20 protein-coding genes and 1 other RNA gene are annotated in these 25,628 nt (G+C 41.4%); 2 read left to right on the forward strand and 19 right to left on the reverse strand.

The genetic code is table 11. The annotated features are described in order from the left end of the window. Window positions 1-46: 46 nt before the first annotated feature. From mnmA to thrC, 12 genes are all read right to left on the reverse strand, one after another. Entirely contained in the window at window positions 47-1,138 is a 1,092-nt protein-coding gene (gene mnmA / locus G610_RS0117450; protein ID WP_026525800.1) for a tRNA 2-thiouridine(34) synthase MnmA, read from the reverse strand. A 75-nt stretch (window positions 1,139-1,213) separates the two neighbouring features. After that, complete coding sequence (locus tag G610_RS22825) at window positions 1,214-1,624, reverse strand: metal-sensing transcriptional repressor (RefSeq protein WP_026525801.1); 411 nt, start codon at window positions 1,622-1,624, stop codon at window positions 1,214-1,216. Window positions 1,625-1,645: 21 nt separating this feature from the next. After that, on the reverse strand, window positions 1,646-2,392 hold the full coding sequence (locus G610_RS0117460) for an energy-coupling factor ABC transporter ATP-binding protein (protein WP_035797895.1): 747 nt from the start codon (window positions 2,390-2,392) through the stop codon (window positions 1,646-1,648). Window positions 2,393-2,457: 65 nt separating this feature from the next. Continuing rightward, a complete protein-coding gene (gene cbiQ, locus G610_RS0117465) occupies window positions 2,458-3,234 on the reverse strand; it encodes a cobalt ECF transporter T component CbiQ (RefSeq protein ID WP_026525803.1) in 777 nt (258 codons plus the stop codon). A gap of 36 nt (window positions 3,235-3,270) precedes the next feature. After that, on the reverse strand, window positions 3,271-4,275 hold the full coding sequence (locus tag G610_RS0117470) for an energy-coupling factor ABC transporter permease (protein WP_026525804.1): 1,005 nt from the start codon (window positions 4,273-4,275) through the stop codon (window positions 3,271-3,273). A 392-nt stretch (window positions 4,276-4,667) separates the two neighbouring features. Further along, window positions 4,668-6,626: a YgiQ family radical SAM protein gene (locus G610_RS0117480; RefSeq protein ID WP_026525805.1), complete on the reverse strand. Its 1,959-nt coding sequence runs from the start codon at window positions 6,624-6,626 to the stop codon at window positions 4,668-4,670. A 3-nt stretch (window positions 6,627-6,629) separates the two neighbouring features. Further along, window positions 6,630-7,961, reverse strand: a complete 1,332-nt coding sequence (locus G610_RS0117485; protein ID WP_051198099.1) for an aminotransferase — start codon at window positions 7,959-7,961, stop codon at window positions 6,630-6,632. A gap of 174 nt (window positions 7,962-8,135) precedes the next feature. Continuing rightward, window positions 8,136-9,365 (reverse strand): EAL and HDOD domain-containing protein, encoded by a 1,230-nt coding sequence (locus tag G610_RS0117490; protein WP_026525807.1) that lies wholly within the window; start codon window positions 9,363-9,365, stop codon window positions 8,136-8,138. 85 nt (window positions 9,366-9,450) lie between these two features. After that, window positions 9,451-9,658, reverse strand: a non-coding RNA gene (gene ssrS, locus G610_RS22830) — 6S RNA. A gap of 156 nt (window positions 9,659-9,814) precedes the next feature. Further along, complete coding sequence (locus tag G610_RS0117495; protein ID WP_026525808.1) at window positions 9,815-11,632, reverse strand: aminopeptidase P family protein; 1,818 nt, start codon at window positions 11,630-11,632, stop codon at window positions 9,815-9,817. Between the two features lie 42 nt (window positions 11,633-11,674). Continuing rightward, a complete protein-coding gene (locus tag G610_RS0117500) occupies window positions 11,675-13,051 on the reverse strand; it encodes a citrate/2-methylcitrate synthase (RefSeq protein WP_035792863.1) in 1,377 nt (458 codons plus the stop codon). Between the two features lie 41 nt (window positions 13,052-13,092). Continuing rightward, window positions 13,093-14,577, reverse strand: coding sequence for a threonine synthase (gene thrC, locus G610_RS0117505; RefSeq protein ID WP_026525810.1), 1,485 nt, complete (start codon window positions 14,575-14,577; stop codon window positions 13,093-13,095). Between the two features lie 197 nt (window positions 14,578-14,774). Between thrC and G610_RS0117510 the strand changes: the two genes are divergently transcribed. After that, entirely contained in the window at window positions 14,775-15,572 is a 798-nt protein-coding gene (locus tag G610_RS0117510) for a hypothetical protein (RefSeq protein WP_026525811.1), read from the forward strand. A gap of 194 nt (window positions 15,573-15,766) precedes the next feature. Here G610_RS0117510 and G610_RS0117515 read toward each other — a convergent pair whose 3' ends face one another. The 5 genes from G610_RS0117515 to G610_RS0117535 form a co-directional block, all read right to left on the reverse strand. Further along, complete coding sequence (locus tag G610_RS0117515; RefSeq protein ID WP_026525812.1) at window positions 15,767-16,429, reverse strand: flagellin; 663 nt, start codon at window positions 16,427-16,429, stop codon at window positions 15,767-15,769. Between the two features lie 230 nt (window positions 16,430-16,659). Continuing rightward, window positions 16,660-18,486 (reverse strand): ABC transporter ATP-binding protein, encoded by a 1,827-nt coding sequence (locus G610_RS0117520; protein ID WP_330368189.1) that lies wholly within the window; start codon window positions 18,484-18,486, stop codon window positions 16,660-16,662. Continuing rightward, window positions 18,479-20,299 carry an ABC transporter ATP-binding protein gene (locus G610_RS0117525; RefSeq protein ID WP_026525814.1) on the reverse strand — a complete coding sequence of 607 codons (1,821 nt, stop codon included), beginning with the start codon at window positions 20,297-20,299 and terminating at the stop codon, window positions 18,479-18,481. Before G610_RS0117525 ends, G610_RS0117520 begins: the two co-directional genes overlap by 8 nt. Window positions 20,300-20,359: 60 nt before the next feature. Next, entirely contained in the window at window positions 20,360-22,213 is a 1,854-nt protein-coding gene (locus G610_RS21520; RefSeq protein WP_035797897.1) for a heparinase II/III domain-containing protein, read from the reverse strand. 36 nt (window positions 22,214-22,249) lie between these two features. Continuing rightward, window positions 22,250-22,975, reverse strand: a complete 726-nt coding sequence (locus G610_RS0117535) for a hypothetical protein (RefSeq protein WP_026525815.1) — start codon at window positions 22,973-22,975, stop codon at window positions 22,250-22,252. Between the two features lie 99 nt (window positions 22,976-23,074). Between G610_RS0117535 and G610_RS0117540 the strand changes: the two genes are divergently transcribed. Then, the gene (locus tag G610_RS0117540) at window positions 23,075-23,749 is read left to right on the forward strand and encodes a PilZ domain-containing protein (RefSeq protein ID WP_026525816.1); all 675 of its coding nucleotides are present in this window, start codon (window positions 23,075-23,077) and stop codon (window positions 23,747-23,749) included. 66 nt (window positions 23,750-23,815) lie between these two features. On the opposite strand, the gene G610_RS0117545 is transcribed toward G610_RS0117540, so the two are convergent. Both G610_RS0117545 and G610_RS0117550 read right to left on the reverse strand, forming a co-directional pair. Then, a complete protein-coding gene (locus G610_RS0117545; RefSeq protein ID WP_026525817.1) occupies window positions 23,816-24,115 on the reverse strand; it encodes a hypothetical protein in 300 nt (99 codons plus the stop codon). Between the two features lie 92 nt (window positions 24,116-24,207). Then, on the reverse strand, window positions 24,208-25,317 hold the full coding sequence (locus tag G610_RS0117550) for a serpin family protein (RefSeq protein ID WP_026525818.1): 1,110 nt from the start codon (window positions 25,315-25,317) through the stop codon (window positions 24,208-24,210). Window positions 25,318-25,628: the final 311 nt, after the last annotated feature.

The following is a 25,628-nucleotide window of genomic DNA, read 5'->3' on the forward strand; positions in this document are numbered from 1 at the left end:
TAGGCGATTCATATTCAGGCCTTTTTTCAAATTACTTTTTTAGAATTTAATCAGCGTGATCAATGATTCCGCCGCCCAGAACAATATCCCCGTCATATAATACGGCTGACTGTCCGGCAGTTATGGCTCTTTGCGGCTCATCGAAAGAAATGTGTGCTTCGCCGCCCTCTTTTTCAGGAAGGGTAACTGTGGCAGGCTGTTCCTTATGTTTATATCTGATCTTCACGCTGCATCTGATATCTCCCTTGGGAAGTTCTCCCGTGATCCAGTGAAAATCGCGAACAGTAAGATCCGTCTTGAAAAGATCCTCATTATCAGATAGAACAACCTGATTTTTCTCTATATCAAGTTTGGTCACATAGAGCCTTTTCTCTGATGCTACCCCAAGGCCTCTTCTTTGGCCGATAGTGTAGTTGATCAGTCCATTATGATGACCAATGACATTGCCATCCTTATCGACTATGTCGCCACCTGGATAATCCTTATTTCTGTAGCGCTTGATCATTGCTGCATAGTCTCCGTCAGGAACAAAGCATATATCCTGGGAATCGCTCTTGTGTGATGTGACAAATTCATTCTCCTCGGCTATCTTTCTGGCATCAGTCTTATGAAAATCGCCCAAAGGAAATACCGTGTGGGAGAGCTGCTCTTCCGTAAGGTCGTAGAGAACATAGCTCTGATCCTTGGATAAATCCACTGCTTTTTTAAGATAAAAATGGCCATCCTTCTCTTCTATTCTGGCATAGTGTCCTGTCACGATATACTCGCAGCCAAGCTCCATTGCCTTTTTATAAAGGATGTCGAATTTAAGATATTTATTACATCTGATGCAGGGATTGGGAGTCTCACACCTTTCATAGCTGCAAACAAAGGGCTCGATTACCATCTCCCTGAACTCATTTTCATAATGATATATATAATAGGGAATTCCGATTTTCTCTGTAACAGCCCTTGCATCCTGGGTATCCTTAAGGCTGCAGCAGGTCCCAAAGAGGTCCTCACCTATCATGTCATTTTCATATAATCGCATGGTACAACCAATGCAGGAAAAGCCCCTCTTTGCCATAAGCTCTGCGGCCACACTGCTGTCAACGCCTCCGCTCATGGCTATAAGTGCTGTTTTTTTCTTATTATCCATAACACCTCATCTGTAAATAATTCCGGTAACAATGACAGATAACCTGTCTTATCCACCCTGCAACAGAATTGCAAATTAAATAAATTTCTGAACTGCCTTCTGGAATTCCTCAACAGCTCTTGTATCACCATCCTCGATGGCATGTATGATGCAGTGAGTCATATGCTCATTAATTATTTCCTTACCAAGATTCTTAAGAGCCGAGTTCACTGCGGACAGCTGCATAAGAACATCCGCGCAGTCATCATCATTTTCTATCATAAGCTTTACATGGTTGAGATGTCCTATGGCTCTGCTAAGTCTGTTTATCTGTTTTTTCTTCTCCTCGGGAGAATGGAAATGTCCGTGATCATGAACATGCTCGTGTTCCTCATGTGCATGTCCCTCATGACTATGCTCATGAACGTGATCATGTTCACCATGGCTGTGTTCGTGCTCGTGACCTTCATGGGTATGCTCATGGGTGTGTGTCTGTTTTTTCTTCATTTCTGTTTCCTTTATATCTAATCAATAATTCTGAAATCTAAGGGGAAGCTCAAGTCCGTGACTCTCTAAAAGTTCCTTATCTCTCAGGATAACCTCTGCTTTATCATCAGCTATTATAGTACCATCATGCAAAAGAACAACCCTTTCACATGTATCCATTATAAAATCAAGATCGTGGGATGCAACTATTTTAAGGCATTTAAGCTCATTTAATATATTGATAAGATTCCTTCTGTTCCTTGGATCAAGGGCAATTGAGGGCTCATCCATAAGTATTATATCAGGCTCCATGGATAAAATTGTCGCGATGGCAGCTAGCTTTTTCTCACCTCCGGATAGCTTGTAGATCTGCTTGTTTCTAAGATACTCTATGTGCACCTTTGCAAGAGCTTCATCTGTTCTTCTTTTTACCTCATCCTCAGAAAGCCCGTAATTCCTGGGGCCAAAAGACACGTCCTGCTCTACGGTTGACATGAAAAGCTGACTGTCAGAGTCCTGGAAAACATAGCCTATATGCTCTCTCACATGGTTTAGATTTTTCTTATTAACTGCGTGCCCTACTATTTCAAGGCGTCCGTCATAGTCAAGATAAAGCCCCACAAGCAGTTTTAATAAAGTGGACTTACCTATGCCGTTTGCCCCAAGAAGTCCTATACTCTCACCATCATGGGCATGTAAATTTAAATCAAACAAAACCTGCTGATTTTTTTCATAGGAAAAATTCAAATGTTCAATTGTTAAGAGTTCACCATGTATTCCGGTATGCATTCCTTACTTCCTTTTTATTATCTGCGCCTTACACGTGTCGTTTTAATCACGTTCCAAAACATCCTTCATAAAAACAAATAACTGTGTCTTATAAGTATAAAAATAGTTATCCAGACTATGGGATATATTACATCTATCGCTCTTACTTTTATTTTTTCAGAAGAAAAATCTCCCTTAAAGCCCCTAAGCAGCATGCTCTCGTATACGATTGTAGCTCTGTCCATACTTCGAATGAGCCACATACCAACAAGCGTACCCCATGCGCTGTAATGAACTCCATTTTGATGGGGAGCCCTTAGTTTATAGGCCGTAGCTATTCTGTCAGCTTCTTCGCCCATTATATAAAAATATCTTCCTATCAGGAGCACAACTATTACGATTATCTTAGGAACATGCAGCACGCTTAGCGCATAGCATATTTTTTCAATGGATGTTGTAGCTATAAGAATATAGGTTGCAAGCACAGCATAGAACCCTTTTAACATCAGGGTAAACATCGAGATAACGCCTCTCGAGATCCCAACATCTCCTACCTGCAACAGTACCTCTTTATCAAAAAAAGGATTAAGCACTCCCACAAAAATCACCAGTGGAAGTATCAGCCTCATCCTGTAAATTCCTGTTTTAAATGAAAGTTCTCCGATGACAAAACCGAAAATGATATAAACAGACATAAGAATCAGCGGTGTCACAGCATATTTATTTATGGACACCACAGTAAAAATGTATATAACGCTAATAAGCAGCTTCCCCAAAGGATGAAGGTCATTCATCCAATGAGAACGCTGCCATAATTCTTCAATGCTTTTAAATTCGTTTAACTTCTTTTCAATTGAATCCATTAAAACTAACCATTTCTTAAAAATGGCTATGAGTTATTAGTTTTCCTGAACACTCTTACCATTTTTAAAGAATTTAAATGCATAGCATACCAGTGTAAGTATGATAACAACCATGAGCGAACCCACGATTCCGGAGAAGCTTGTTCCTACAGCTGCTTCGCTGTCCTTAAATGCGTAGTCCGGTAAAAGTGAAGTTGTAGTCTGGATGTTCTCAGCAGTTTCATATACGCTTCCATCAGCTTCAAGCTCTGATGTGCCTGCTACCTTCTCCATGGACCACTCAAGGCCATCCGGGAAAGCAGATGCAAAAAGTGATACAACGCCGCCGCAAAGTGCAGCAGCTACAGCAAGAACGATGATAGTCTTCTTGAATGAAAGCTTGCTCTCGCTCTTGTTCTCGCCTACGCCCCATAAGAGCTCAGGTCTTGCTTCATTTACAAAAGTAAGCACAGCAGCTGTAATAAGTCCCTCTACAGCACCGATTGCAAGGTGAATAGGCTGCATTGTTGCAAGGAATACAGAGAAAGGAAGCTCTGTAACTCCTGAAGCAAGTGTCTCAAGTGTAACTGATAATGCGCCAAGCTGAAGTGTAAGCACGCAACCAAGTATAGATGCAAGAACTATCTTACCTCTTGTAACTCCTTTTTTCATGATAGGCTTCCAAATGAGAAGCGCTCCAATAAAGCACCCGTAAAAGGCCATATTCCAGACGTTACATCCAAGGGCCAAAAGACCACCGTCTGCAAACATCAGACATTGTATCAGAAGTACTCCTATCATAGTAAGGAATCCTGCGTAAGGTCCAAGAAGTGCTGAAAGCATCATACCTCCGCAAAGATGTCCTGAAGATCCTGTTCCGGGAATTGTGAAGTTAAGCATCTGAGTAGCGAATACAAAAGCACCCATTACACCCATTACAGGGATTTTCTTCGGATCGTCCTCAAGTCTTACTTTCTTGATTGAATAAGCGGCAGCTCCTGTTGAAAGAACGTACATTGTTCCTGCAACTGCGGGAGTTACCAGTGCATCAGCCATATGCATAATTATTTCTCCTCCATGTGTATGTATAGAAACGAAATCGTCATAAGCACGTTTCTAAAAGAGTATAATATTGCATACAACTCACTTACAAGCCCCCTGGGGGGATGTAAATTGCAGATATTTACGTAAAAATTTGAATTAAGTCCTTTCACAATCATATTTTAACGCTATTTTGCATGTAAAATATAGTTTATGATTTTATAATATTTTCTTTAGCCTTTACTAATACTTCTTATTGTTCTTTTAGGGTTCGTACATACTTTTGTCAAATTTAAAATGTATTATAAACATATCAGAAGCGAAGACTTCTGACTCCCCCAACAAAACTTTTTTCATACCAGGGCTGTAAGGTTCCCCACCTTACAGCTCCTCCTCCATTAATAGGGCTTTTTTTATTTTCTCTTCCTTTTTCCCGAAGCTTTAGTCTTATTTGAAGAACTGTTATTTCTGTTGCCGGATGCTCTTTTTCCTTTACCCGTTTTACTGCTACCGGTTTTTCCATTGGCGAGCTTACCTGATTTTCCAAACCTTCCTGCGGCTTTATCATTTGTAACCTTTCTTGGCGGAATAAGGCATTCCTTACCAAAGCCTATCAGATCTTCTCTGTGCTCACGAAGCAGAGCTTCCTTAACAAGCTCGTAGTTCTCCGGTCTCCTGTACTGAATAAGAGCTCTCTGCATAGCCTTTTCATGAGGATCTCTTGCTACATAGACTTTCTCCATGGTGAGTGGATCTATGCCTGTGTAATACATGCATGTAGAAACCGTTCCCGGCGTAGGATAAAAGTCCTGAACCTGATCAGGATTAAGTCTATGCTTACAAAGATACTCTGCAAGGGCTATGGCGTCCTTAATGGTACTTCCCGGATGTGATGACATCAGGTAAGGTACCGCATACTGCTGAAGTCCAAGGTCTTTATTTACCTTATCGAATTTCTCGATAAACTTATCATATACGCTGACAGAAGGCTTTCCCATCTTGGAAAGAACATTATCTGAAATGTGCTCAGGGGCCACACGGAGCTGTCCGCTTATATGATACTTACAAAGCTGCCTAAGGAATGAGTCATCCTTATCTGCTAAGAGGTAATCGAATCTTATTCCACTTCTTACAAAAACCTTTTTAACACCTTTAAGTTCTCTTAATTCCTTTAGGAGTTTAAGATAATCCTTGTGGTCCACTTCCATATTGGGACAGGGCTTTGGATACAGGCACTTTTTATTCATACAGGCGCCGTTTACAAGCTGCTTCTTACATGCAGGCTTTCTGAACTGAGCTGTAGGTCCGCCTACATCATGGATGTAACCCTTAAAATCCTTCTCTGATAAGAAAATCTTTGCTTCTTTTAATATTGATTCATGGCTTCTGGCCTGAACAATTCTGCCCTGATGGAAGGTCAGCGCACAGAAATTACACTCACCAAAACAACCTCTGTTAGATGATATGGAGAACTTGATCTCACTAAAAGCAGGAATGCCTCCCATTTTGTCATAAACAGGATGCCATGCCCTCATATAAGGCCTCTCGTATACATCGTCAAACTCCTGCTGAGTAAGCGGCCTCGAAGGAGGATTCTGTACAACAAAAAGACTCTTATCATAGGTCTCATAGAGACGTTTTCCGTTAAAGGGATCAGTGTTTTTATACTGTATACCAAAGCTTTCGGCATACTTTTTCTTATCTTCCTTAATCTCTTCGAACTCAGGAAGCTTTATGGCATCGTAGATGTTTTCCTCATCTCTTGTCTTATAAACTGTTCCGTTTATAAATGTGATATCCGCAACATCCATGCCGGATGCAAGAGCATCAGCGATCTCAACTATGCTTATCTCTCCCATTCCATAGGATATGATATCTGCGCCTGAATCAAGAAGAATTGAACGTCTTACCTTATTGGACCAGTAATCATAGTGGCCAAGACGCCTTAAGCTGGCTTCTATTCCTCCAACGATTATGGGATTTTTCTTATATACCTTACGGATCAGGTTACAGTATACGATTGTAGCATAGTCAGGGCGCTTACCCATCTCACCACCGGGACTGTATGCATCTGTCTGCCTTCTTTTCTTGGCCACAGTGTAATGATTAACCATTGAGTCCATGTTTCCGGCTGATACCAGAAATCCAAGACGGGGTTCACCAAGTACCGTAATGCTGTTTTCATCCCTAAAATCAGGCTGACAAATAAGGCCCACGCTATAACCGTGAGCCTCCAATGTTCTTGTAATGATAGCACTTCCAAAGCTTGAATGATCAACATATGCATCGCCGCACACATAGACAAAATCAACCTGTGAAAGTCCCATTTCTTCCATATCTTTTTTGCTGATAGGTGGAAATCCTAATGCCATATCTTATTCCATTTCACTAAGAAGTTTATTTGCATAAACAAGTCTTACGCAGACAGTGAAAATCTCCATCGCTGTACGAAGATCACCAAGCGAAGGATATGTAGGTGCAATTCTGATATTACTATCATGAGGATCCTTCTTATAAGGATATGTAGCACCTGCGCCTGTCATGGTAACACCGGCTTTCTTTGCTCTGTCTACTATAGCCTTTGCGCAGCCCTCGGGAGCATCAAAGCTGATAAAGTAACCTCCCTTGGGTCTTGTCCAATCGCCGATCCCGTAAGGAGCAAGGTCTCTGTCAAGGATCTCAAGAACAGCCTCAAACTTCGGTCTGATGATAGCTGCGTGTTTCTTCATATGTTCCTTCATACCATTGATATCGCCAAAGAAACGCACGTGACGAAGCTGGTTAACCTTGTCATGACCGATAGTCTGGTTAGTAAGCTGAGCCTTGATCTCTTCAAGATTGTTAAGAGATGTAGCTATAGCTGCAATTCCGCTTCCGGGGAATGTGATCTTGGAAGTGGATGAAAACTTATAAACCATATCGGGACTTCCTGCCTTCTTACACTCAGCAAGGATCTCGATCAGATAATCCTGGTCATCATCATAAAGATGATGAATGCCGTATGCATTATCCCAGAAAATTCTGAAATCTCTTGCAGCGGGGCGAAGTCTTGCAAAACGTCTTACTGTATCATCTGAATATGAGTACCCTTGCGGATTGGAATACTTAGGCACACACCATATTCCCTTTATTGATTCATCCTCAGATACAAGCTTCTCAACTATATCCATATCAGGACCTGTAGGAGTCATGGGTACAGGAATCATCTCGATACCAAAATACTGAGTGATGGCAAAATGTCTGTCATAACCTGGTACCGGGCAAAGGAATTTAACCTTATCAAGTTTACACCAGGGTGTATTGCCCATGATACCATGTGTATAAGCACGAGAAACTGTGTCATACATAACATTAAGTGATGAGTTACCATATATGATAATGTTGTCCGGACTGTTCTCCATCATGGCACCGATCAGCTCTTTTGCTTCCTGGATACCATCGAGGACACCGTAGTTACGGCAATCTGTTCCATCTTCGCAGGACAGATCAGCTTCAGAATTAAGTGCATCCATAAGTCCCATGGAAAGATCAAGCTGCTCATGGCAGGGCTTTCCTCTGGCCATATTCAGAGTAAGATCCATATCCTGATATCTCTTGTACTCTGCCTTCAGGTTAGCAACTTCGCGCTGAAGCTCCTCTTTGTTCATTTCCTTATAGGTCTTGACCTTAAGGTCAACGTTTTTCAGATCCGGCTTATTGTTTTTCATAATAAAACTCCTTATCCCAAAATTGACTAGAATGTATTATATCACAACTTATTAATAATGCGATACTTTAATGTGATAAAGAATCCACAGAATGAAACAGAAAATTCGGAAGAATTTCCCATGAGATAAAAAACGGAGCAGCATTTCGCCGCTCCGCCAAATCATAAACTCAAGTTAATTTACCGGATCAATAAGATCTCTGTACCACTTAAGTGCATCTGTATAGGCCTCGTAAATCTTATCCATCTCAAGATTATCAAGAATCATAAGTCTTGAAACCTCCTGCCAGGAAGCATCCTCATACTGATAAATAAGATTAAGCACAGGCCACAGCTCTCCTGTATTGCCTAAAAGTGCATCTTCTATTTTCTTTGATACATGAACAAGCTTAAGGGATTCCTCCATGGTCTGATCAAGCATTATATCAAGAAGTGAGAAAAGACCTGCCAGGAAAAGCTCTGAAGAAAGTCCTGCCATATCAAATACACTTGCAAGATTCTCAGCGAATTTAGCACGAATCATTGAGATTCTTGTAATCTCACTGGGCTTATCAGCGCAAAGCTCTTTGGTTACTGCGGTGTTGATCCATCTCTTAAGCTCCTTCTGTCCAAGCATTGCAGCCGCATGCCTTACGGAAGTAATCTCGGAATTGATGGCCATATGATTAACCATCTCAAGCATAGAAATAACTAGAGCTGCATCTTTCCCAATTACATCAGCTGCCTTCTGAAGATCAAAGTCAGGATCATTGACAACATTTAAAAGTTCAATATATGTAACCTTAAGAGGTGCAACAGAAATCTCAGAATCCTCTACAGGTACTCGGAAGAAGCTTCCCTCATAGAGATCGTAGGATCCGTCTGAAGATAGTCTCTCATAATCATCCTTGCTGTCTACATTTACAGCACATAATTTAATCTTGGGAAAAGCCTTCTGGAAATAGATCTTTGCACTTCTGATATTGACCTTGCGATGGTCAAGAAGCACATAATCACACATCTCGAGCAGAGGTCTGAAGGTCTCGAACATGTTGCCTGCAAGCTTCCTCACAGCAATCTTGTAGCCCTGTCCTCTCAGATCCCAAAGCCTTGCAAGATAAGGCTCCTGGGGAAGAACCGTATTGTCTAAAAGAAGAACTATCCTCTGCTTCGGCGCGCTGCACTGCTCTTCGATGTTGGCAAATAAAGAGATATTGTTGATCTCAACAAAGACCTCCTTGTTACCGGACAGTACATTGGTACCGATACTATCTACGATGTCAAGTCCAACGATATCAACTACATTATCAAGATAACCCGTACCCATAAGCTGCGGGTTCATAAGGTAGTTCTCTCTCTGTGCAAATACAGAGTATGCGCAGACTTTCATCTCATCATCAAACAGCGGAATAAGCGAAGCAAGCATGGAACTTTCTCCTTTCGATTGTTTTCTGAATTCTGATAATTTATTATACCATTTTGCAAAAAAAAAGAACAGATTTACTGTTCTTTTAAGACCCGAAATGCCGGTTCCGGTTATTTGACTCCTAGCAAACGCCAGGTGGGTTACCGCAGCAGCGATATCTGTCTTCCTCTCCCATAGCTTGTCTGCACATGTGCAGGGCCGGAGGCGTGACATCAATCCAGCAATCTAGGTGTCCCGTTTAAAGTAACTGTAGGTTCAAATTACACCGGAAGTGTCGAGCATCCCAGGCGAGCTCGAGGCTCGTATAAACTGCTTCTGCAGTTCTTTAATTATATTATAAATCACACGAGCCCCAAATCAATAGAATAATCCTTAAAAATTCTTAAGAAATAATGAAAAAACCGCATAAAATCTTCATTCCGAGCGTTTTCTCATGAAAAAACGTTACATCAAAGCGGCTTTGTAGCATTCTTAAGCCAATCCTTGATTTCCTTCTCTTCAATAAGCGGTTCAATGGTATCATATACCATCTTCTGATACTCATTTATGGCATCAATCTCTCTCGGCTGGAGATATTTCTTATCGATTGCATCACGATCAAGAGGCACGTAGGTAAGGTGCTTAAAGCTAAGGAACTGTCCGTCGCTGTTCTTTACATCCTTAACAACCTCTAAGATGTTCTCAATACGGATACCATGCTTACCCTCAATATAAACTCCGGGCTCATCAGACATGATCATTCCCGGCTTAAGAGGTGCTTCATCCTCTACAGAACGTGACTTCCAGCGGATGCTGTGAGGTCCCTCGTGTACGTTGAGGATATATCCGATACCGTGTCCTGTTCCGCACTTATAATCGATTCCGATATTCCAAAGGGGTCCTCTTGCAAGGATATCAAGATTTCTTCCGTTACATCCCTCAAGAAACTTTGCATTTGCCAGCTGAAGCATACCTACAGCTGTAAGAGTGTAGTGCTTCTTCTCTTCTGCTGAAATCTTGCCAAGGACAATGGTTCTGGTAACATCTGTTGTACCACCCATGTAGGTTCCGCCTGAATCAACAAGAAGGAATCCCTCGCCCTTAAGAGCAGCATTATCATCCTCAGTTGCTTCATAATGCATCATTGCAGCATTATCCTTGTAAGCACTGATTGTAGGGAATGACAGCTCGATAAATCCGGGAAGCTGAGCTCTCATCTCATCAAGATGCATGGCAGCTGTATATTCGTTGAGTTCTCCCTTGGGAGCTTCCTTTTTTACCCAATAGATGAATTTTGTAAGAGCAGCACTGTCGCGGATGTAAACCTCGCGAATATTCTTAAGCTCCGTATCATTCTTACATGCCTTCATCATCTCTGTAGGATCAAAGATGTTCTTAATCTTAGCATTTCTGCTCTCAGAATTATCGCTGATAGTTCTGTAAACCTGATAGCTTACATTTCTCTCATCATAAAGTGTGATGCCTTCGTATTCATATTCATCAAGCCATCCGATGATCTTGCTATAGGGTGCAAGCTCAATTTCATTCTTCTCACAGTAAGCGCGAACTTCATCGCTAAGCTCATCAAACTGTACGAAAAGAACTGTCTTTTTCTCTGTGATGAAAAGATAGCTCAAAATTACAGGATTACACTCTACGTCATTACCTCTAAGGTTTGTAAGCCAGCAGATGTCATCCAACTTGCAAAGAAGATATGCCTTTGCCTTGTTCTCTGTCATTGTGGCACGAACTTCTTCAAGCTTTTCTTTAAAGCTCTTACCGCAAAGTTCATCGGGAAGGATATAGATGGGATTGCAGGGGAGCTTGGGTCTGTCTGTCCATACCTCCATTGCAAGATCTCTGTCATATTTTACCTTCGCCTGAATCTTCTTAAGAGCCTTTTCATAAGAAAGACCCTCAACAGCAGGAACTACCTTTCCGTCAAAACCAAGGACCTCTCCTGCCTTCATATTGTCTTTAAGATATTCTTTGATTGTGGGAACGCCCTCTTCGCCCATGCGGTAAAGAGTAACTCCTGTTCCCTTCATCTCTCTCTCAGCCTGGATGAAATATCTTCCATCAGTCCACATTCCGGCCCACTTCTTAGATACAACCAAGGTACCGTTTGATCCTGTGAAGCCGCAGAAAAACTCCCTCACCTTGAAAAAATCTGCCGCATACTCAGAATTATGATAATCGGATGTGGGCATAAGATAATAATCAATGCCGTTCTCCTCCATCTTTGCTCTGAGAGCAGAAAGTCTTTCTTTAATTACTTTATTCTCCAATTCCTAAAACCTCCAAAAGTCCCCTATTACGGGCCTTTTATATTATCTTTCCTCCATGGGCACATAAGGATATTCATCACTTACTGCCTTATATGCAGGACGAATGATCTTACTGTTGTTGGCAAGCTCTTCCATTCTGTGAGCACTCCAGCCAACTATACGGGCAATTGCAAACATAGGTGTGAAAAGCTCCTCCGGAAGCTCAAGCATCTTGTAAACAAATCCGGAATAGAAGTCCACGTTAATACTAACGCCCTTGTACATCTTACGCTCAGCGCTGATCACTTCAGGCGCAAGTCTCTCCACCATCTCATAGAGAGCAAGCTCTTTGTCCATGCCTTTTTCCTTAGCGAGCTTAATTGTGTACTCCTTAAGAAGTACTGCTCTCGGGTCTGATTTTGAGTAAATAGCATGTCCTACACCATAGATTAGACCTGCTTTATCAAAAGCTTCTTTATGAAGGAGTTTCTTTAAGTATTCCTTTACCTCTTCCTCATCAGCCCAGTCCTTAAGCTCCTTCTCCATCTGGTCAAACATGTGAATAACCTTGATGTTGGCACCACCGTGTCTTGGTCCCTTAAGAGAACCGATAGCTGCAGCTATAACAGAATAAGTATCTGTCATGGATGAGCTTACAACGTGAGTTGTAAATGATGAGTTATTACCACCACCATGCTCCATGTGAAGGATAAGGCAGATATCAAGAAGTCTTGCTTCAAGCTCTGTGTATTTACTGTCAGGACGAAGCAGATACAGTATATGCTCTGCTGTTGACAACTCTGCCTTCGGAGGGTGAATGAAAAGACTCTTACCCTCGTGATAATGGTTATATGCCTGATATCCGTAAATAGCAAGGAGCGGGAAGAGACTTATCATCTGCAGGCTCTGCCTTAGTACATTAGGCATAGAAACATCATCTGCACTGTCATCGTAGGAATACAATGTCAGCACACTTCTTGAAAGAGTATTCATCATATCACGGCTGGGTGCCTTCATGATGATATCTCTTACAAAACCCGTAGGCAGTGATCTGTAAAAGCCAAGGAGCTCACAGAAGCCCTGCAATTCACTCTTTGTGGGGAGCTTTCCAAAAAGAAGCAAATACGCTGTCTCTTCAAAACCACAATTACTATGGGATGCCGTTCCGTGAACGATGTCCTTAACATTGATTCCCCTGTAGAAAAGCTCACCATCTGCGGGGATTGTCTCACCATTAATATGCTGCGTAGCATTGATGGTAGAAATGTTAGTAAGGCCGGTTAGGACACCCTTACCATTTAAATCACGAAGACCTCTTTTTACATCGTACTTAGTGTAGAGATCGGTATCAATGACATCTGCTGTCTCCACCAGTCTGGCAAGATCCTCTAATTCAGGTGTGTTGTCAGAATAAATGTTTATCTCGTTGTTGTTACCCATTGATATCCCCCGTTTCCTATTTTTTATTTTAGTATATCCGATTACTGTAAAAAGCTTCTTACCGCATCAGCAAGGCCATCCTTGGAAACTACCTTGTTATGCAGTACTTTTGCATCTCTTATTGATGTAACAGCCTCAGGAATCTCTACGCCTGAAACCTCAGAGAGCTTATCGGCAAGCTGGAAGTCATCAAGACTGTCATCGTTTTTACCAAGTGCAGTCATAACGCTTCTTGTGAACTTGTAAGGGCTTGCTGTAGATGCGATAACCGTAACGGTTTTGTCACCTGTTTCACGCACATATTTGTCATATACGCAGGAAGCAACTGCTGTGTGTGTATCGATAAGATAACCTGTATCACCAAAGAGTGAACTGATTGTCTTAGCTGTCTCTTCCTCTGTTGCATATCCGCCGTAGAAGCAGCCAAGCTTCTCTTTCATAGCGTCTGTTATCTCATATTTACCTTCTGAGGATAGCTGCTTCATGTAGTTTGCATCTGCAACAGCATCATCACCGGCAATATGATAAATGAGTCTCTCAAGATTGGATGAGATGAGGATATCCATTGAAGGTGAGCTTGTAAGTACAAATTCTCTGTTCCTGTCATACTCTCCTGTCTTGAAGAAGTCATAAAGTACCTTGTTTGAGTTGGATGCACAAATAAATGTCTTGATGGGTAATCCCATTTTTCCTGCATAATATGCAGCCAGGATATTACCGAAGTTACCTGTGGGAACTACAACATTTATCTGGTCTCCCTCAGCAATTCTTCCCTCTTTGAGAAGTCTTGTGTATGCATAAACATAATAAACGACCTGCGGCATAAGTCTTCCGATATTGATGGAGTTTGCACTTGAGAACTGGAAGCCCTTCTCGTCAAGCTCTTTTGCAAAATCAGGATCTGTGAAGATCTTCTTAACGCCTGTCTGAGCATCATCGAAGTTACCCTCAATTGCTACAACGCAAGTATTCGCGCCTTCCTGAGTAACCATCTGTCTCTCCTGTATGGGAGAAACACCGTCCTTGGGATAAAATACAACGATTCTGGTTCCGGGAACATCGGCAAAGCCTGCAAGAGCTGCCTTTCCTGTGTCACCGCTTGTAGCTGTAAGAATAACTATCTCATTCTTTAAATTGTTTTTCTTAGCAGCTGTTGTCATGAGATAAGGAAGTATTGAAAGGGCCATATCCTTGAAGGCTATTGTCTTTCCATGATAAAGCTCAAGATAGAAAGCGCCGCCTGCCTCTGTCATAGGAGCCATCTCTTCTGTGTCAAACTTGGAATCGTATGCATGATCTATACAATAACGCAGCTCTTCCTCGGTATAATCCGTAAGCATCAGCTTCATAACCTGGTAAGCGGTCTCACGGTAATCCATCTCCTTAAGCTCTGAAAAAGTCTTATCAAGATGAGGTATATGATCCGGTACAAACAGTCCTCCATCAGCGGCAAGACCTCTGAGTATTGCCTGTGAAGCTGTAACCTGATTTTTGTCTCCTCTGGTACTCCTGTACATAACTTCCATAATATGACACTCCTCCGTTTTCATGTTGTTAGCAAATAAAACACTGTGATACAATAAGATAGATAAATGACTATACATTCATGAGTCGTTTACGATTTTCTTATGAACATATACTTTGAGTAAAAAGTATAACACAAAAATGCATATTTTTACATAACCAATTACTAGTCAATTTTAGTTTATGGGGGTAAACCAAAATGGCAAACAAAGTAACGGGGGTATACGAAACATGTCTCAAGGATGGGACTAAATCTTATCGTGCATCAATCACCTACAAGGGCAAACACATAGCTCTTGGTTCTTTTAGTAATGCTCGCCTGGCAGGACGGGCTTACACTCAGGCTCAAAGCATTCTCGAGGACACTTCATGGACACTTGATTCTTATAAGCAGGGACAGCCACTGCCCTTTGAAAAGTGTGTTGTTCTGATCAACTATAGGGATAAAGGTCTCTACATTCCAAATCCTATATATCTTGAAAAGAAGTTCTTTTTATACTATCTCTCACCGCAGCAAACTCTTATTTTTGATATAGATGACCTGTTCTATTATTCATCACATAAGATCATGCAGAGAGGCTCACATCTTTTCGTGGCTGACTACGGCTCACAGATAAGCATACTGAGTCGCTACGGCATAAGAAGCTACGCTGTAGAAGGAAGAGATTATAAATTTGCAAACGGGAACTCCAGCGATCTTCGCTATGAAAATATCGAGATACTTAACAGATACCACGGCGTCCGCCAGTACAACCACAGGGGTTATCTGAAGTATAAGACCGTAATCCATGTCCGGGGTGATTTTGTTGTTGGAAAATATAACACCGAGAATGAAGCTGCCATTGCATATAACAAAGCAGTTGATATTCTAAAAAGAAACGGCATCGAGAAAAACTATATGCAAAACTACATAGAGGATCTTTCAGCTTCACAATATGCGGATATCTACACTACAGTAAAGATATCTCCAAAGATAATGAAACTGAACATGGCCTGACCTGCCATACCTGAATATGTTGATTTACCATACCTAAATAAATATATTTAAACAAATAAGGTCTGATTTACCATATTTAAAAAATACATTCAAGCAAAATAAGGCCGCCACCACATATATCAGAACACAGACGATTATAAGCGAAGCTTAACGAGTATGTGTTTTGATATATGTGATGGCGGCCAATCAATTTCTTAAAGCATAAGATTCATATTACTTTTCTGCTCTTCGTCTTCCAGCTGCTTTTTCTGCATCTGATTGCGATAAGCTTCAAGAGTCTGATTCTTGCGGAGCTCTGTGATCTCCTGTGCAATATCAGTATCAGTAATCCTGCTCTCTGCACTAAGTACATTCTCTCTTGCGATAGAATTGTAGCTTATGTTGTGCTCGTAACCATTTGTAGTAGCTCCTACCGTGCTTCTGGCATCACTCACACTCTGAATTGCAGCGTCTATGGAATCGATATCATTAACATCGAGATTATCGAGTCCAAGTGCCTTCATCTGTGAAGAATCAAGCTGCTGACCGATACCCTGCATAAGCTGCGCATTGACACCTGCGATATCGCTTCTGTCACTTGCTGTAAGGGTACCATTCTGTGAATAAACGGCGTTAGCGCGAATATCCTGCAGATAACTCGTAACACCATCAAGAACTCCGTCACGAATGTTCAGCTGAGATACATTATCTCTTGAATTCCTTGCATTAACGTTGTGAGTTCTCTGAGCTGCCTCCATCTTCTGAGAGATGGCAAGCTCGGCGGCACCATCTGCTGCGGACTGTAACTTGTTACCGCTAGCAATCTTGCCATAGGATGAATAGTTACTATAGCTGTTGTTACTAATGCCTCCTATCATATAGCGCCTCCTTTCTTCCTCCGTGAATAAGGATAAATCCGTTCTGCGCCTGTGACTCCTATAAGTCCCCACTTGATGTAGTCACTGGGATAGATTCTCCGTCCCTGAAAATCTATCTTAGGATCCTTCCAAACATCTGTCATGAAGACAGAATAACCTATAGTTAATTAATACAATAACATTTTTACGTCAATTTGTAAAGAATTTCATTTTTGTGATTATTAACAAAATTATCCTATCGCTTTTATTGACATTTCCTCATACTGTCTTGAGAAGAGGCTGTAGTAATATCCCTGCTTATTCTTCATGAGTTCCTTGTGTTTTCCGCGTTCTATGATCTTACCATCCTTAACAACAAGGATTACATCAGCATCAACAACAGTTGATAATCTGTGGGCAATCATAAATGATGTTCTACCCTTTATTACAACAGAGATCGCATCCTGAATAGCTTTTTCCGTAACGGTATCAATTGATGATGTAGCCTCATCAAGTACCAGAATCTTAGGATCTGCCAGTATCGCTCTTGCAAATGATAACAACTGCTTTTCACCTGTTGAAAGCATATCTCCACCTTCACCAACATCACTGTCAAGGCCTTTATCCATGCGCTTTACGATCTCTTCAGCAGATACCAGCTTAAGAGCATTCCAAATCTCTTCATCCGTTGCGTCGGGATTACCATATTTCAGGTTCTCTCTTACGCTTCCTGAGAAAAGATGAGGTGTCTGAAGCACATATCCGATATTGCTGTGAAGCCACAGCTGTGACCTTTCTCTGGCATCTCTTCCATCAATCAGCACCTGTCCCTTTGTAGGCTCAAAAAATCTGCATACAAGGTTAACAAGTGTGGATTTACCTGCACCTGTCTCACCAACAATAGCAACGTTGGTACCCTGCGGAACCTTAAGATCAAAGTTCTCAAGAACATACTCTGTTCCGTCAGGATAATGGAAAGACACATCCTTGAATTCCACATCACCGTAAAGCTCTTCCCAATTCTCCTTTTTGGGATTAAAGGTATCGCCGTACTTCTCAATAACTTCCTTAGAATCAGCCACGTCTGACTCAGTGTTGAGAAGCCTGGTAAGTCGTTCAACGTTTACCTGCACTGCAATAAGATCAGATATTGTAACGATGATATTCTGAATAGGCTCAAGTATACCAAGGGCGTAGGACAGGAAAACTGAAAGTGTTCCAATTTCCATAACTCCCTCCATGGTTATCTTTCCGCCTCTCCAAAGAGCCAGTGCCAGAGCACATGATGAAAGCATGGTTACAGATGCGGTAAACAGCGCAGAGTAATGGGTTGCATGGACTGCATTTTTGCGATAGCTCTCTGTATCTCTGGTAAAATCATCCTGGATCTTCTTTTCAACAACAAGCGTTTTTATTGCCTTGGCACCGGTAATTCCTTCATTGAAGTTACTCGTGATGGTAGAATTAAGCTCTCTTATGTGTCTGTTAAGCACAATAAGATGTTTTTGAAAATAAATAACCAGCACAACAGCTATAGGAACCAGCGCAAGTATATAAAGGGCCAGGCGCACATTTATGGACAGCATTACTATCAAAACGAACAGGATATAACTTCCGTTCCATATGATGTCCATCATTCTCCAAGCCACGAGCATACCGATTTTTCCGGTATCACTCATTACTCTTGCATGAATATAACCAACGTTATTTTGATTGAAATATGAGAAAGAAAGCTCCTGCAAATGGTTAAATGCTGCATTTCTGAGATCTCTGTCAACAGACATCTCTATCTGTCCGCACATGTAAGCACTTGTAAAATCCATACAAAGCTTTACCACCAGTACAAGTGCATATAAAAGCGCAAATCTGCTAATTCCTTCCAACGTTCCTTTTACAACATAATTGTTGATTGCATATCTGTTAAAAAGTGGAACAATACTGTCTACAAGACTTACCATCGCCCCAAGGAAGATCATGATCATCATCCTGTATCTGTAGGGCTTTAAATATGGTAAAAGTCTCGGAATCCCCATCCAGGGGAGCTTGACTATTTCTTTGTTTTCTTTGGACTCAGGCACGTTCCTCACCTCCCTGCATCTGAATGTCATAGATTTTACGATAAAGGCCGCCCTTTTCTACCAGTTCATCGTGGGTACCCTCTTCAATAAGCTCTCCATGACTCAGAACAATAATATGATCAGCATGCATAAGCGTAGTTATCCTATGTGAGATCAGAATGGTTGTGGCACCGCTTGCATGCTTATCAAGCGCAGCTCTGATCTTGGCATCGGTCTCCGTATCTACAGCTGAAAGCGAATCATCAAATATCATAATCGGCGGCTCTGTAATAAGCATCTGGGCAATAGCAGTCCTCTGCTTCTGTCCACCTGAAAGGGTAACTCCCCTCTCTCCTACAAAGGTGTCATAGCCAGCATCGAAATTCCTGATGGTCTCATCAAGAGATGCAAGCTTGGCAGCTCTGGTGACATCCTTAAGTTCAGGAGTTTTCCTTGTAATTGCTATATTTTCCTTAAGTGTTCTCGAGAACAGGAAAGGCTCCTGCAAAACAAGTCCGATATTTCTTCTAAGATAATGCATCTTGATATTTCTGATATCCACGCCGCCAATTGAAATGGTACCCTGATCCTCAGGAAGCTCATACAGTCTGTCAAGAAGGTACATAAGGGTGGACTTACCGGAACCAGTACCTCCAAGAACTCCAATTGTTTCGCCGGCCTTAACCTTAAAGCTTACATTTTTCAAGATTTCGGAAGATCCGTTATCATAAGAAAAGCTTACGTTATTAAATTCAATATCCTTATCCAGAGACGGCTCTGTTGCGCCTTCTCTGTCAGTTTCAATCTCTGCATTCATGATCTCTCTTAGACGGTCTACGGATACACCGGCTTTACTCATCTCTGAGATAACTCGTCCAAGCATACGTACAGGCCATGAAACCATTGCGTTGTAGGAATAGAAGGCAATCATCTCACCTACCGTGATCTCACCTCTTACTGCAAATACACAGCCCATTACAAGCACTACCATGCACTGCACTCCGGCAATCAGATCATTGGAAGTCCAGAATGCTGAAAGCAGCATCATAAGTTTTATCCACAGCTTGGTGTACGCATCATTCTTTTTCTCAAAGCGATGACGTTCGTAGGTCTCACGTCCAAAAGCTCTTACAACTCTGACACCGGTCAGGTTCTCCTGGGCAATTGCAGACAGTCTTCCCTCTTCCTCATCTGCTTCTCTGAAGGCATTTCCTATACGGTTATGGAAAAACAGCGAGTAAAGCACCAGTACCGGAATAAAGGCAAGAGAAATAAGAGCCAGCTTCACGTGAATCTGGAACATGAAAATGAGTCCAAAGGTAATCATTATCACTATTCTGAAAAGTGAAGTCAGCTGCTCTGACAGGAACACCTTGATGGTCTCTACGTCGGATGTACATCTCTGAATTATATCTCCGGTATGATTTTCTCCATGCCATGCAAAAGGAAGGTGAGAAATATGATCAAACAAAATATCTCTCATCCTCTTGATCAGCTTCTCCGCAGCCATGGAATTCAGGACCTTATTGAGATATCTGCATATTCCGCAAACAATAGCAATCGTTATCACTATACATGCGATAACAAACAAATGGGTCTTCAAATAGGCTTTTCCACCGGATATACCGATAAGAAGCTGCATATAGAAAGGCATGGTCGATTCTGAATCACCGATAAGATAATCCACTGTATATTGGATAATTTTGGGATTGACCATGTCTAAGAAAGCCACAAGCATTGAAAAAACAATGCCTGAAGCAAACAGACCTATACTCCCCTTAAGAAAGAAAAATACAAGCCCCGACCGTGTCGGAAACTTATTCTTATTATTCATTGTAAACTCCCCATTTCTAGTAATTTTTTAGATACGTAATTGTTATCATACTACATTAAATCAAGAAATTTCCACTACTATTTTGCCCTTTTTAACAGGAATTCTGATTCGATAACAGTCGTGCCTCCAGCTCAATTTCAAACGCTCATCATTTATCTCACATCTCTCTATTGTTATGGCGCCTGCACTATTATAAGAAGCCATGTTAATATCACCTGTTTTTCCAACAGTGATAGCCGCATTATCACTGAATCCGTCGGCATTTTTCACCTCTTTTACAACCGTTGGCTCCTCATAGGTAATAAAGCTGAGAACTGCGTCCAGATCTCCATCATATTCATCTACAAGTAGTACCTTATCTTCCTTAAGGCTAACGCTCCTTTTATAGCTTCGAACCTTACTATTCCCAAAAGCCTGCGCTATATCCATGGATAATCTATGGCTTTCCTCATCAAATACAACATCCTTAGCTCCGTATTTTTCACCAGGAAGCTCCATTATGGTCTCATGTCCGTCATAAAAAGTAGGCAGATTATGATACACAGACTGCATGGTCCATATTTCATAGCGCCTGTCAGAAAATGTTTTGGCTGTATATGTAGGTGCACCAAGATCGATAAGGAATGGCTCTCCCTCCTTGTAAAGAGTAATGCTTCCCACATCATTATGATTATGAGAGTCGCCGTTATTTCCGGCTTTTGCTGCGAGAACAAAGCTATTGTTTCTTGCTATCATCATGCCGACGCTCTCAAAGAAAACATCCTTTTCACCCTTATCATTCCCATGTCTGTACTGCATCATATTCTTATGAGCTGATGCCTGTAAAACCCTGTACCAAAGGTTATGCTCTTCTGTGAGAAGCCTTTCATTCCAGTCTTCAGTGCGATAATCATCTGAAGCCATGGCACACAAAGGCTCGTCCGCGCAGGCTTTTCCAAAAAGGAATTCCCTGGCGCTGCGGTTACCGGGCCTCGCAGCGCAGTCCGCATAGTTGATGTAATAGCCGTTATCAACATAAACTTTTCTAATATAATTAGCGATATTGCGTATTTTGTTTACTTTATATGCGTCAGCAAATGCATCACCCGTAATATCATTCAATATGTTCAGTATTCCATAGAGGCACAGCCCCGCATGAGAATAATACTGAGCTCCTTCATCGCAGCAGCCATCTTCTCCATAAGCACTTATAAAATAATCCGTTGAAATTACAGCCTGCTCTATTATCTTTGCGGCAGTGTCCTTATTCATGGAATGGCAAGGCCTTGTAAAAGCAGCCAGAAGCACATTCTGCGTAATCCAAACAGTCCAGTTTATGGCCTTGTTTTCATCATCACCCATCCACCAGAAATGCTCTGAAAGATATGGAATAATCAATCTCTCCCTTATCTCGCTGTCCACATGCTGCGTGATCATAGGGTTTATCTCATCCAAAACCGGTCTTAGCATGTACTCTGCCACTCCAAGAACAGCCCCGGTTTCAGCCGCAAAAAGATCTATAACAGGCTTCTCCGTATCCGGCATATTATCCTGCTTTGCGTCCCTTATATGGGAATTATGTGCAGGATGGCACCAGCTGCTCTCCTCCATGAGAAGATACATTCCATCAAGAATATCCTTTATATATGTGCCTTTATTCTCTACACACTCAGCCATAACCATGGCGGATAGCTTAATTCTTCTTGAAAAAGACTTATCTTCGAAAAACACCCTGTTTCCCGTCTCGTAAAAATCCCGATAATCCGACAGCAAAATCACAGACCATTCTTCTTTTTTCTTATTTTCGCCTTCTTTTACTATGGCTTTTTTCAAATCCTCAGAAAGTCCATCCCAAAACTCTCTGTTCGTTATCTGAGGAATGTTAACTCTTTTATCTAAATTACCGCTGACTGATTCTAAGTACTCTTTAAGCATGTGAAACCTATCCTCCATAAATATCATCCGATACTTTTATTTATCTCTATCCTGAGGGAATGCCTCAATTCCGTATATAACAAGGGGCGCTGCCTTATCAGCAATTCTATATATAGCTTCAGACAGATCTTTAAATGGTCCGCTCTGTACAAACCTTCCGCCCTGACTCCTGTAAATGTTATGGACAAAATATCCGTCACCGTTTTTTGAAATATTCACTGTATGAAGCTGTTTCAGTATATTTTCATGGTCCCAGTAAAAGGTCACCAGAAAGCTGTCGTAACGCTCACCAAAGGTCATAATTACGTCCTTATTCCTGGATGTGAGACGTTTTATACCATAGCCCCTTTTTTTCATGTATTTCGCAGGAGCTGAGGGGGCAATTCCAAAGCCGCCACGTAAAGTAGCCCCATGCCTTTCAAAATAGCTGATAAGCTCAGGCATTTTGGGCATGTCCCCATGAAGGGACATAAGTGCATTCCAAGTGGCTATAATCTCACAGCCTGAATAGGACATATTGGACTTTTTATGGGATCCAAAACACACTTTCTCCCATCTGTTTTGATTCTCAATAAAGCCCTGTCCGTCAAAGATGCCGTTGCCCTTATCATCAAGTATTTTCTCGTTTTCTTCACGATTTAAAGCGACTATTCTTTTCCTGACCTTTCCTGTAAAAACAGAAAGAATCCCAAAAAAAGAAAGCACTACCCTGTTTGGAATATATTTAGGAATTAATTTGTAAATAAAAGCCACTTTTTTCATAGTCAGTAAAGCCCCAAAGTATTGTAAAAATCTTAATAACAGTTTAACATTATTCTTAGATAAATTAGTAGTTATATAACGAATAAGAAAGAGAATTTTATGAATATTACTGAAGTCGTTGCAGGCACACCTCTGACAGTTCATGTTCTTGTGGATAATATGCCTGTAGCTATCAAAACAAAAGCCATTTCTGTAATAGACGGCGCACTTTTGGTGGAGCCGCTTAAATACCATGGTGTCCCGATTCCCGCTTCGACACAGGCAACTGCCGAGGCTACACTTATGCCCATGGGAGACCACCACAGCTTCAGCCTTGAAAGCGTCGTTCCTTACGAGAACTGGAGCGACATCTATTATCTTCTTAAGGGACATGAAATTGTTACAGAGCTTGAGAATCAGCGAAAGGCTGAACGATATGTTATAAATCTGCTTGGAAAAGCAGTTATCAACCATAACACTACTGTAAGTGCCATCATTTACGACATTTCCATAAAGGGACTTTCTCTCCTTTTGGGAAAAATGGCCACAGCTAAACCCGGGGATATTATCAGACTCACCTTCAGACCACCGGGCTACAACAAAGATTTTGAGATTACTCTTACAGTAATCCGCAACTTCAAGGTTGGTACATATGACGCTGTTGGATGTAAGATGCGCGGAATAGACAGTGGTCTTATGGGATACATAATAGACGTCAAAAGAAAAAAGGACGAGACCAAAAGGGCAGAATCCCAGTCAAGAGTTCTTATCCATGACGAAAGTAAAGACGAATAAAAATATGCATCATTTAATTGATGAAAAAAGAGACAAAGCGAAAACTTTGTCTCTTTTAATATCTCATCAACCTGCTGCAGCTACCATATCGTCCATCATCTCAGATGATTCTTCATTTTCAGTTACCTGAATCTCGTCAGTCCTGCGAGGTGCGCGAACACCGAAACTACCTTCATAACGCTGTTCCTTAAGAATCTTACGGATAGCGGCAAGATCCTTGCTCATATCCTCACGCTTTTTGCAGACAACTGTAGGGACACTTCCATTACCCATCTCAACGAAGTATCCGGCTTCTGCTAAGATCTTCTGAATCTTAAGCTTATCTGTGGTACGAATCTCTGCAGGTGTTTTATCTTCTCTCCCCACTACAAACCTCCTATACTAAATTAGCAGTATTTGTGTTTACATGTTTACCTACCACAAAATATAGCACAGACGGTTGGATTTTGCAAGTCGGATCAATGCCCGATGTTATCTGCTCTTCCCACAAAAACTGGCGTTTTATCGGCATTATCAAGGATAAAATAGATAAAAGGTCTATCCAGTATAACCTCTATATTTGATCCCGGAAGAGGCGGCGCCGCACCAAGAGTCAAAACGCCTGTTATTGCTGCAGCCCTTGTTCCCTCTCTATCCAGTTCAATATGCGTCTTATGCAGAATCTGACTTATGAAATCATTCGAATTACCATTAAGCATTCCTGAAAAATCAGCTTTTCCCGGAGCAAAAGCACTATTTACTCCAAGACTTTTTAAGGTATCAGATAACTCCGCTTCAAAATCCAGGGTATACTCAGGAATTCCTATTTCGGCTTTAATATGCAGCGGATTCGCCAAAGCTTTCAAAAGATCTTCGCCCCTTGATGCTTTCAAAATATCACTTACGCTTTTTCCTTTATCCGGAAGTATGGCAGCAAAGGTATATTTCTTGTTTTCATAGGGATACAAAAAGCCCTTTGCGTTTTTCAGTTCAAAATACTGCTTCGAGCTTCCGCAAAGCATTGATACTCTCTTCTTTTTACCGGAAGCAGTTGTAAATATGGCCTCATCATCAACCTGATAATCCTCAAAGGGGTTATCCCATTTTCCCGAAAACGAAAGTGCATTTATGAGGATCATGGAAGCAGCCGGCGAAAGCGTATCCACAAGCTTCTCTATCATCCCATCGGTATTTTCATTAACGAATTTGTTGATCTTATCTGCAGTCTTTTGAGAAAACGCATCAGAGCGAACCTTTGCTCTGAATTCTTCCTTCATTTTCTTCTTGTAGGCTTTGACTATCCTATCGTCGCCGTTTACCCAAATTCCGTTTGCATATTTTATCTGATCGCTCCCGGTATCAGAACTGTCAAGAAGCCTTCTTATACCCTCATTAAGGGCATCTTCATCCATTGAAACAGCCCTAAGAAGCTCATTCTTTGTATCTCCCTTTGCGCCGCCCGCAGCAAGTCCAAGGGCCATTATCACAGATACAGGTGATACAAGAGCATTATCTTTTTCATTATTTTTCAAAATGTTAAGAGCAAAATCCATGCATTTTATAGGAAATTCATTTTTTGATATTCTCATAGATGCGCCTGTCTCCTTGTTTTCGTAAAATCTCTATCCGTAAATTCGATAATATTTATTTATTGTTCACAAAGTGCCCACATTTAATTAATAAATATTGAATCTTTCTTTTATAAAACAGCCATATTTTAGAAACAAATTTATCTTAACATAAACCTATCAGAGATGAAGAACATCTCTTGAACCCCAAAAAACTTTTTTCATACAACATGGTCATGCGACTCCCCATCGCATGACCACCTCCCAAAAATCCAGACCTCTGAAAAAGAGGTCTTTATTTATGCCTATAACGCACGATAGGATTCCGAGGT

Origin of the sequence: Butyrivibrio sp. MB2005, assembly GCF_000424285.1 — a bacterium.
Classification (GTDB): domain Bacteria; phylum Bacillota; class Clostridia; order Lachnospirales; family Lachnospiraceae; genus Butyrivibrio.

Excerpts from the sequence above, each read along its gene's own strand:
- cbiQ (WP_026525803.1), bottom strand. The coding sequence starts at position 3,234 with ATGGATTCAATTGAAAAGAAGTTAAACGAATTTAAAAGCATTGAAGAA.
- G610_RS0117480 (WP_026525805.1), bottom strand. The coding sequence starts at position 6,626 with ATGGCATTAGGATTTCCACCTATCAGCAAAAAAGATATGGAAGAAATG.
- G610_RS0117460 (WP_035797895.1), bottom strand. The coding sequence starts at position 2,392 with ATGCATACCGGAATACATGGTGAACTCTTAACAATTGAACATTTGAAT.
- thrC (WP_026525810.1), bottom strand. The coding sequence starts at position 14,577 with ATGGAAGTTATGTACAGGAGTACCAGAGGAGACAAAAATCAGGTTACA.
- G610_RS22825 (WP_026525801.1), bottom strand. The coding sequence starts at position 1,624 with ATGAAGAAAAAACAGACACACACCCATGAGCATACCCATGAAGGTCAC.
- G610_RS0117535 (WP_026525815.1), bottom strand. The coding sequence starts at position 22,975 with ATGAAAAAAGTGGCTTTTATTTACAAATTAATTCCTAAATATATTCCA.
- G610_RS0117490 (WP_026525807.1), bottom strand. The coding sequence starts at position 9,365 with ATGCTTGCTTCGCTTATTCCGCTGTTTGATGATGAGATGAAAGTCTGC.
- G610_RS0117515 (WP_026525812.1), bottom strand. The coding sequence starts at position 16,429 with ATGATAGGAGGCATTAGTAACAACAGCTATAGTAACTATTCATCCTAT.
- G610_RS0117485 (WP_051198099.1), bottom strand. The coding sequence starts at position 7,961 with ATGAAAAACAATAAGCCGGATCTGAAAAACGTTGACCTTAAGGTCAAG.
- G610_RS0117550 (WP_026525818.1), bottom strand. The coding sequence starts at position 25,317 with ATGAGAATATCAAAAAATGAATTTCCTATAAAATGCATGGATTTTGCT.
- mnmA (WP_026525800.1), bottom strand. The coding sequence starts at position 1,138 with ATGGATAATAAGAAAAAAACAGCACTTATAGCCATGAGCGGAGGCGTT.
- G610_RS0117510 (WP_026525811.1), top strand. The coding sequence starts at position 14,775 with ATGGCAAACAAAGTAACGGGGGTATACGAAACATGTCTCAAGGATGGG.
- G610_RS0117500 (WP_035792863.1), bottom strand. The coding sequence starts at position 13,051 with ATGGGTAACAACAACGAGATAAACATTTATTCTGACAACACACCTGAA.
- G610_RS0117540 (WP_026525816.1), top strand. The coding sequence starts at position 23,075 with ATGAATATTACTGAAGTCGTTGCAGGCACACCTCTGACAGTTCATGTT.
- G610_RS21520 (WP_035797897.1), bottom strand. The coding sequence starts at position 22,213 with ATGCTTAAAGAGTACTTAGAATCAGTCAGCGGTAATTTAGATAAAAGA.
- G610_RS0117470 (WP_026525804.1), bottom strand. The coding sequence starts at position 4,275 with ATGCATATGGCTGATGCACTGGTAACTCCCGCAGTTGCAGGAACAATG.
- G610_RS0117525 (WP_026525814.1), bottom strand. The coding sequence starts at position 20,299 with ATGAATAATAAGAATAAGTTTCCGACACGGTCGGGGCTTGTATTTTTC.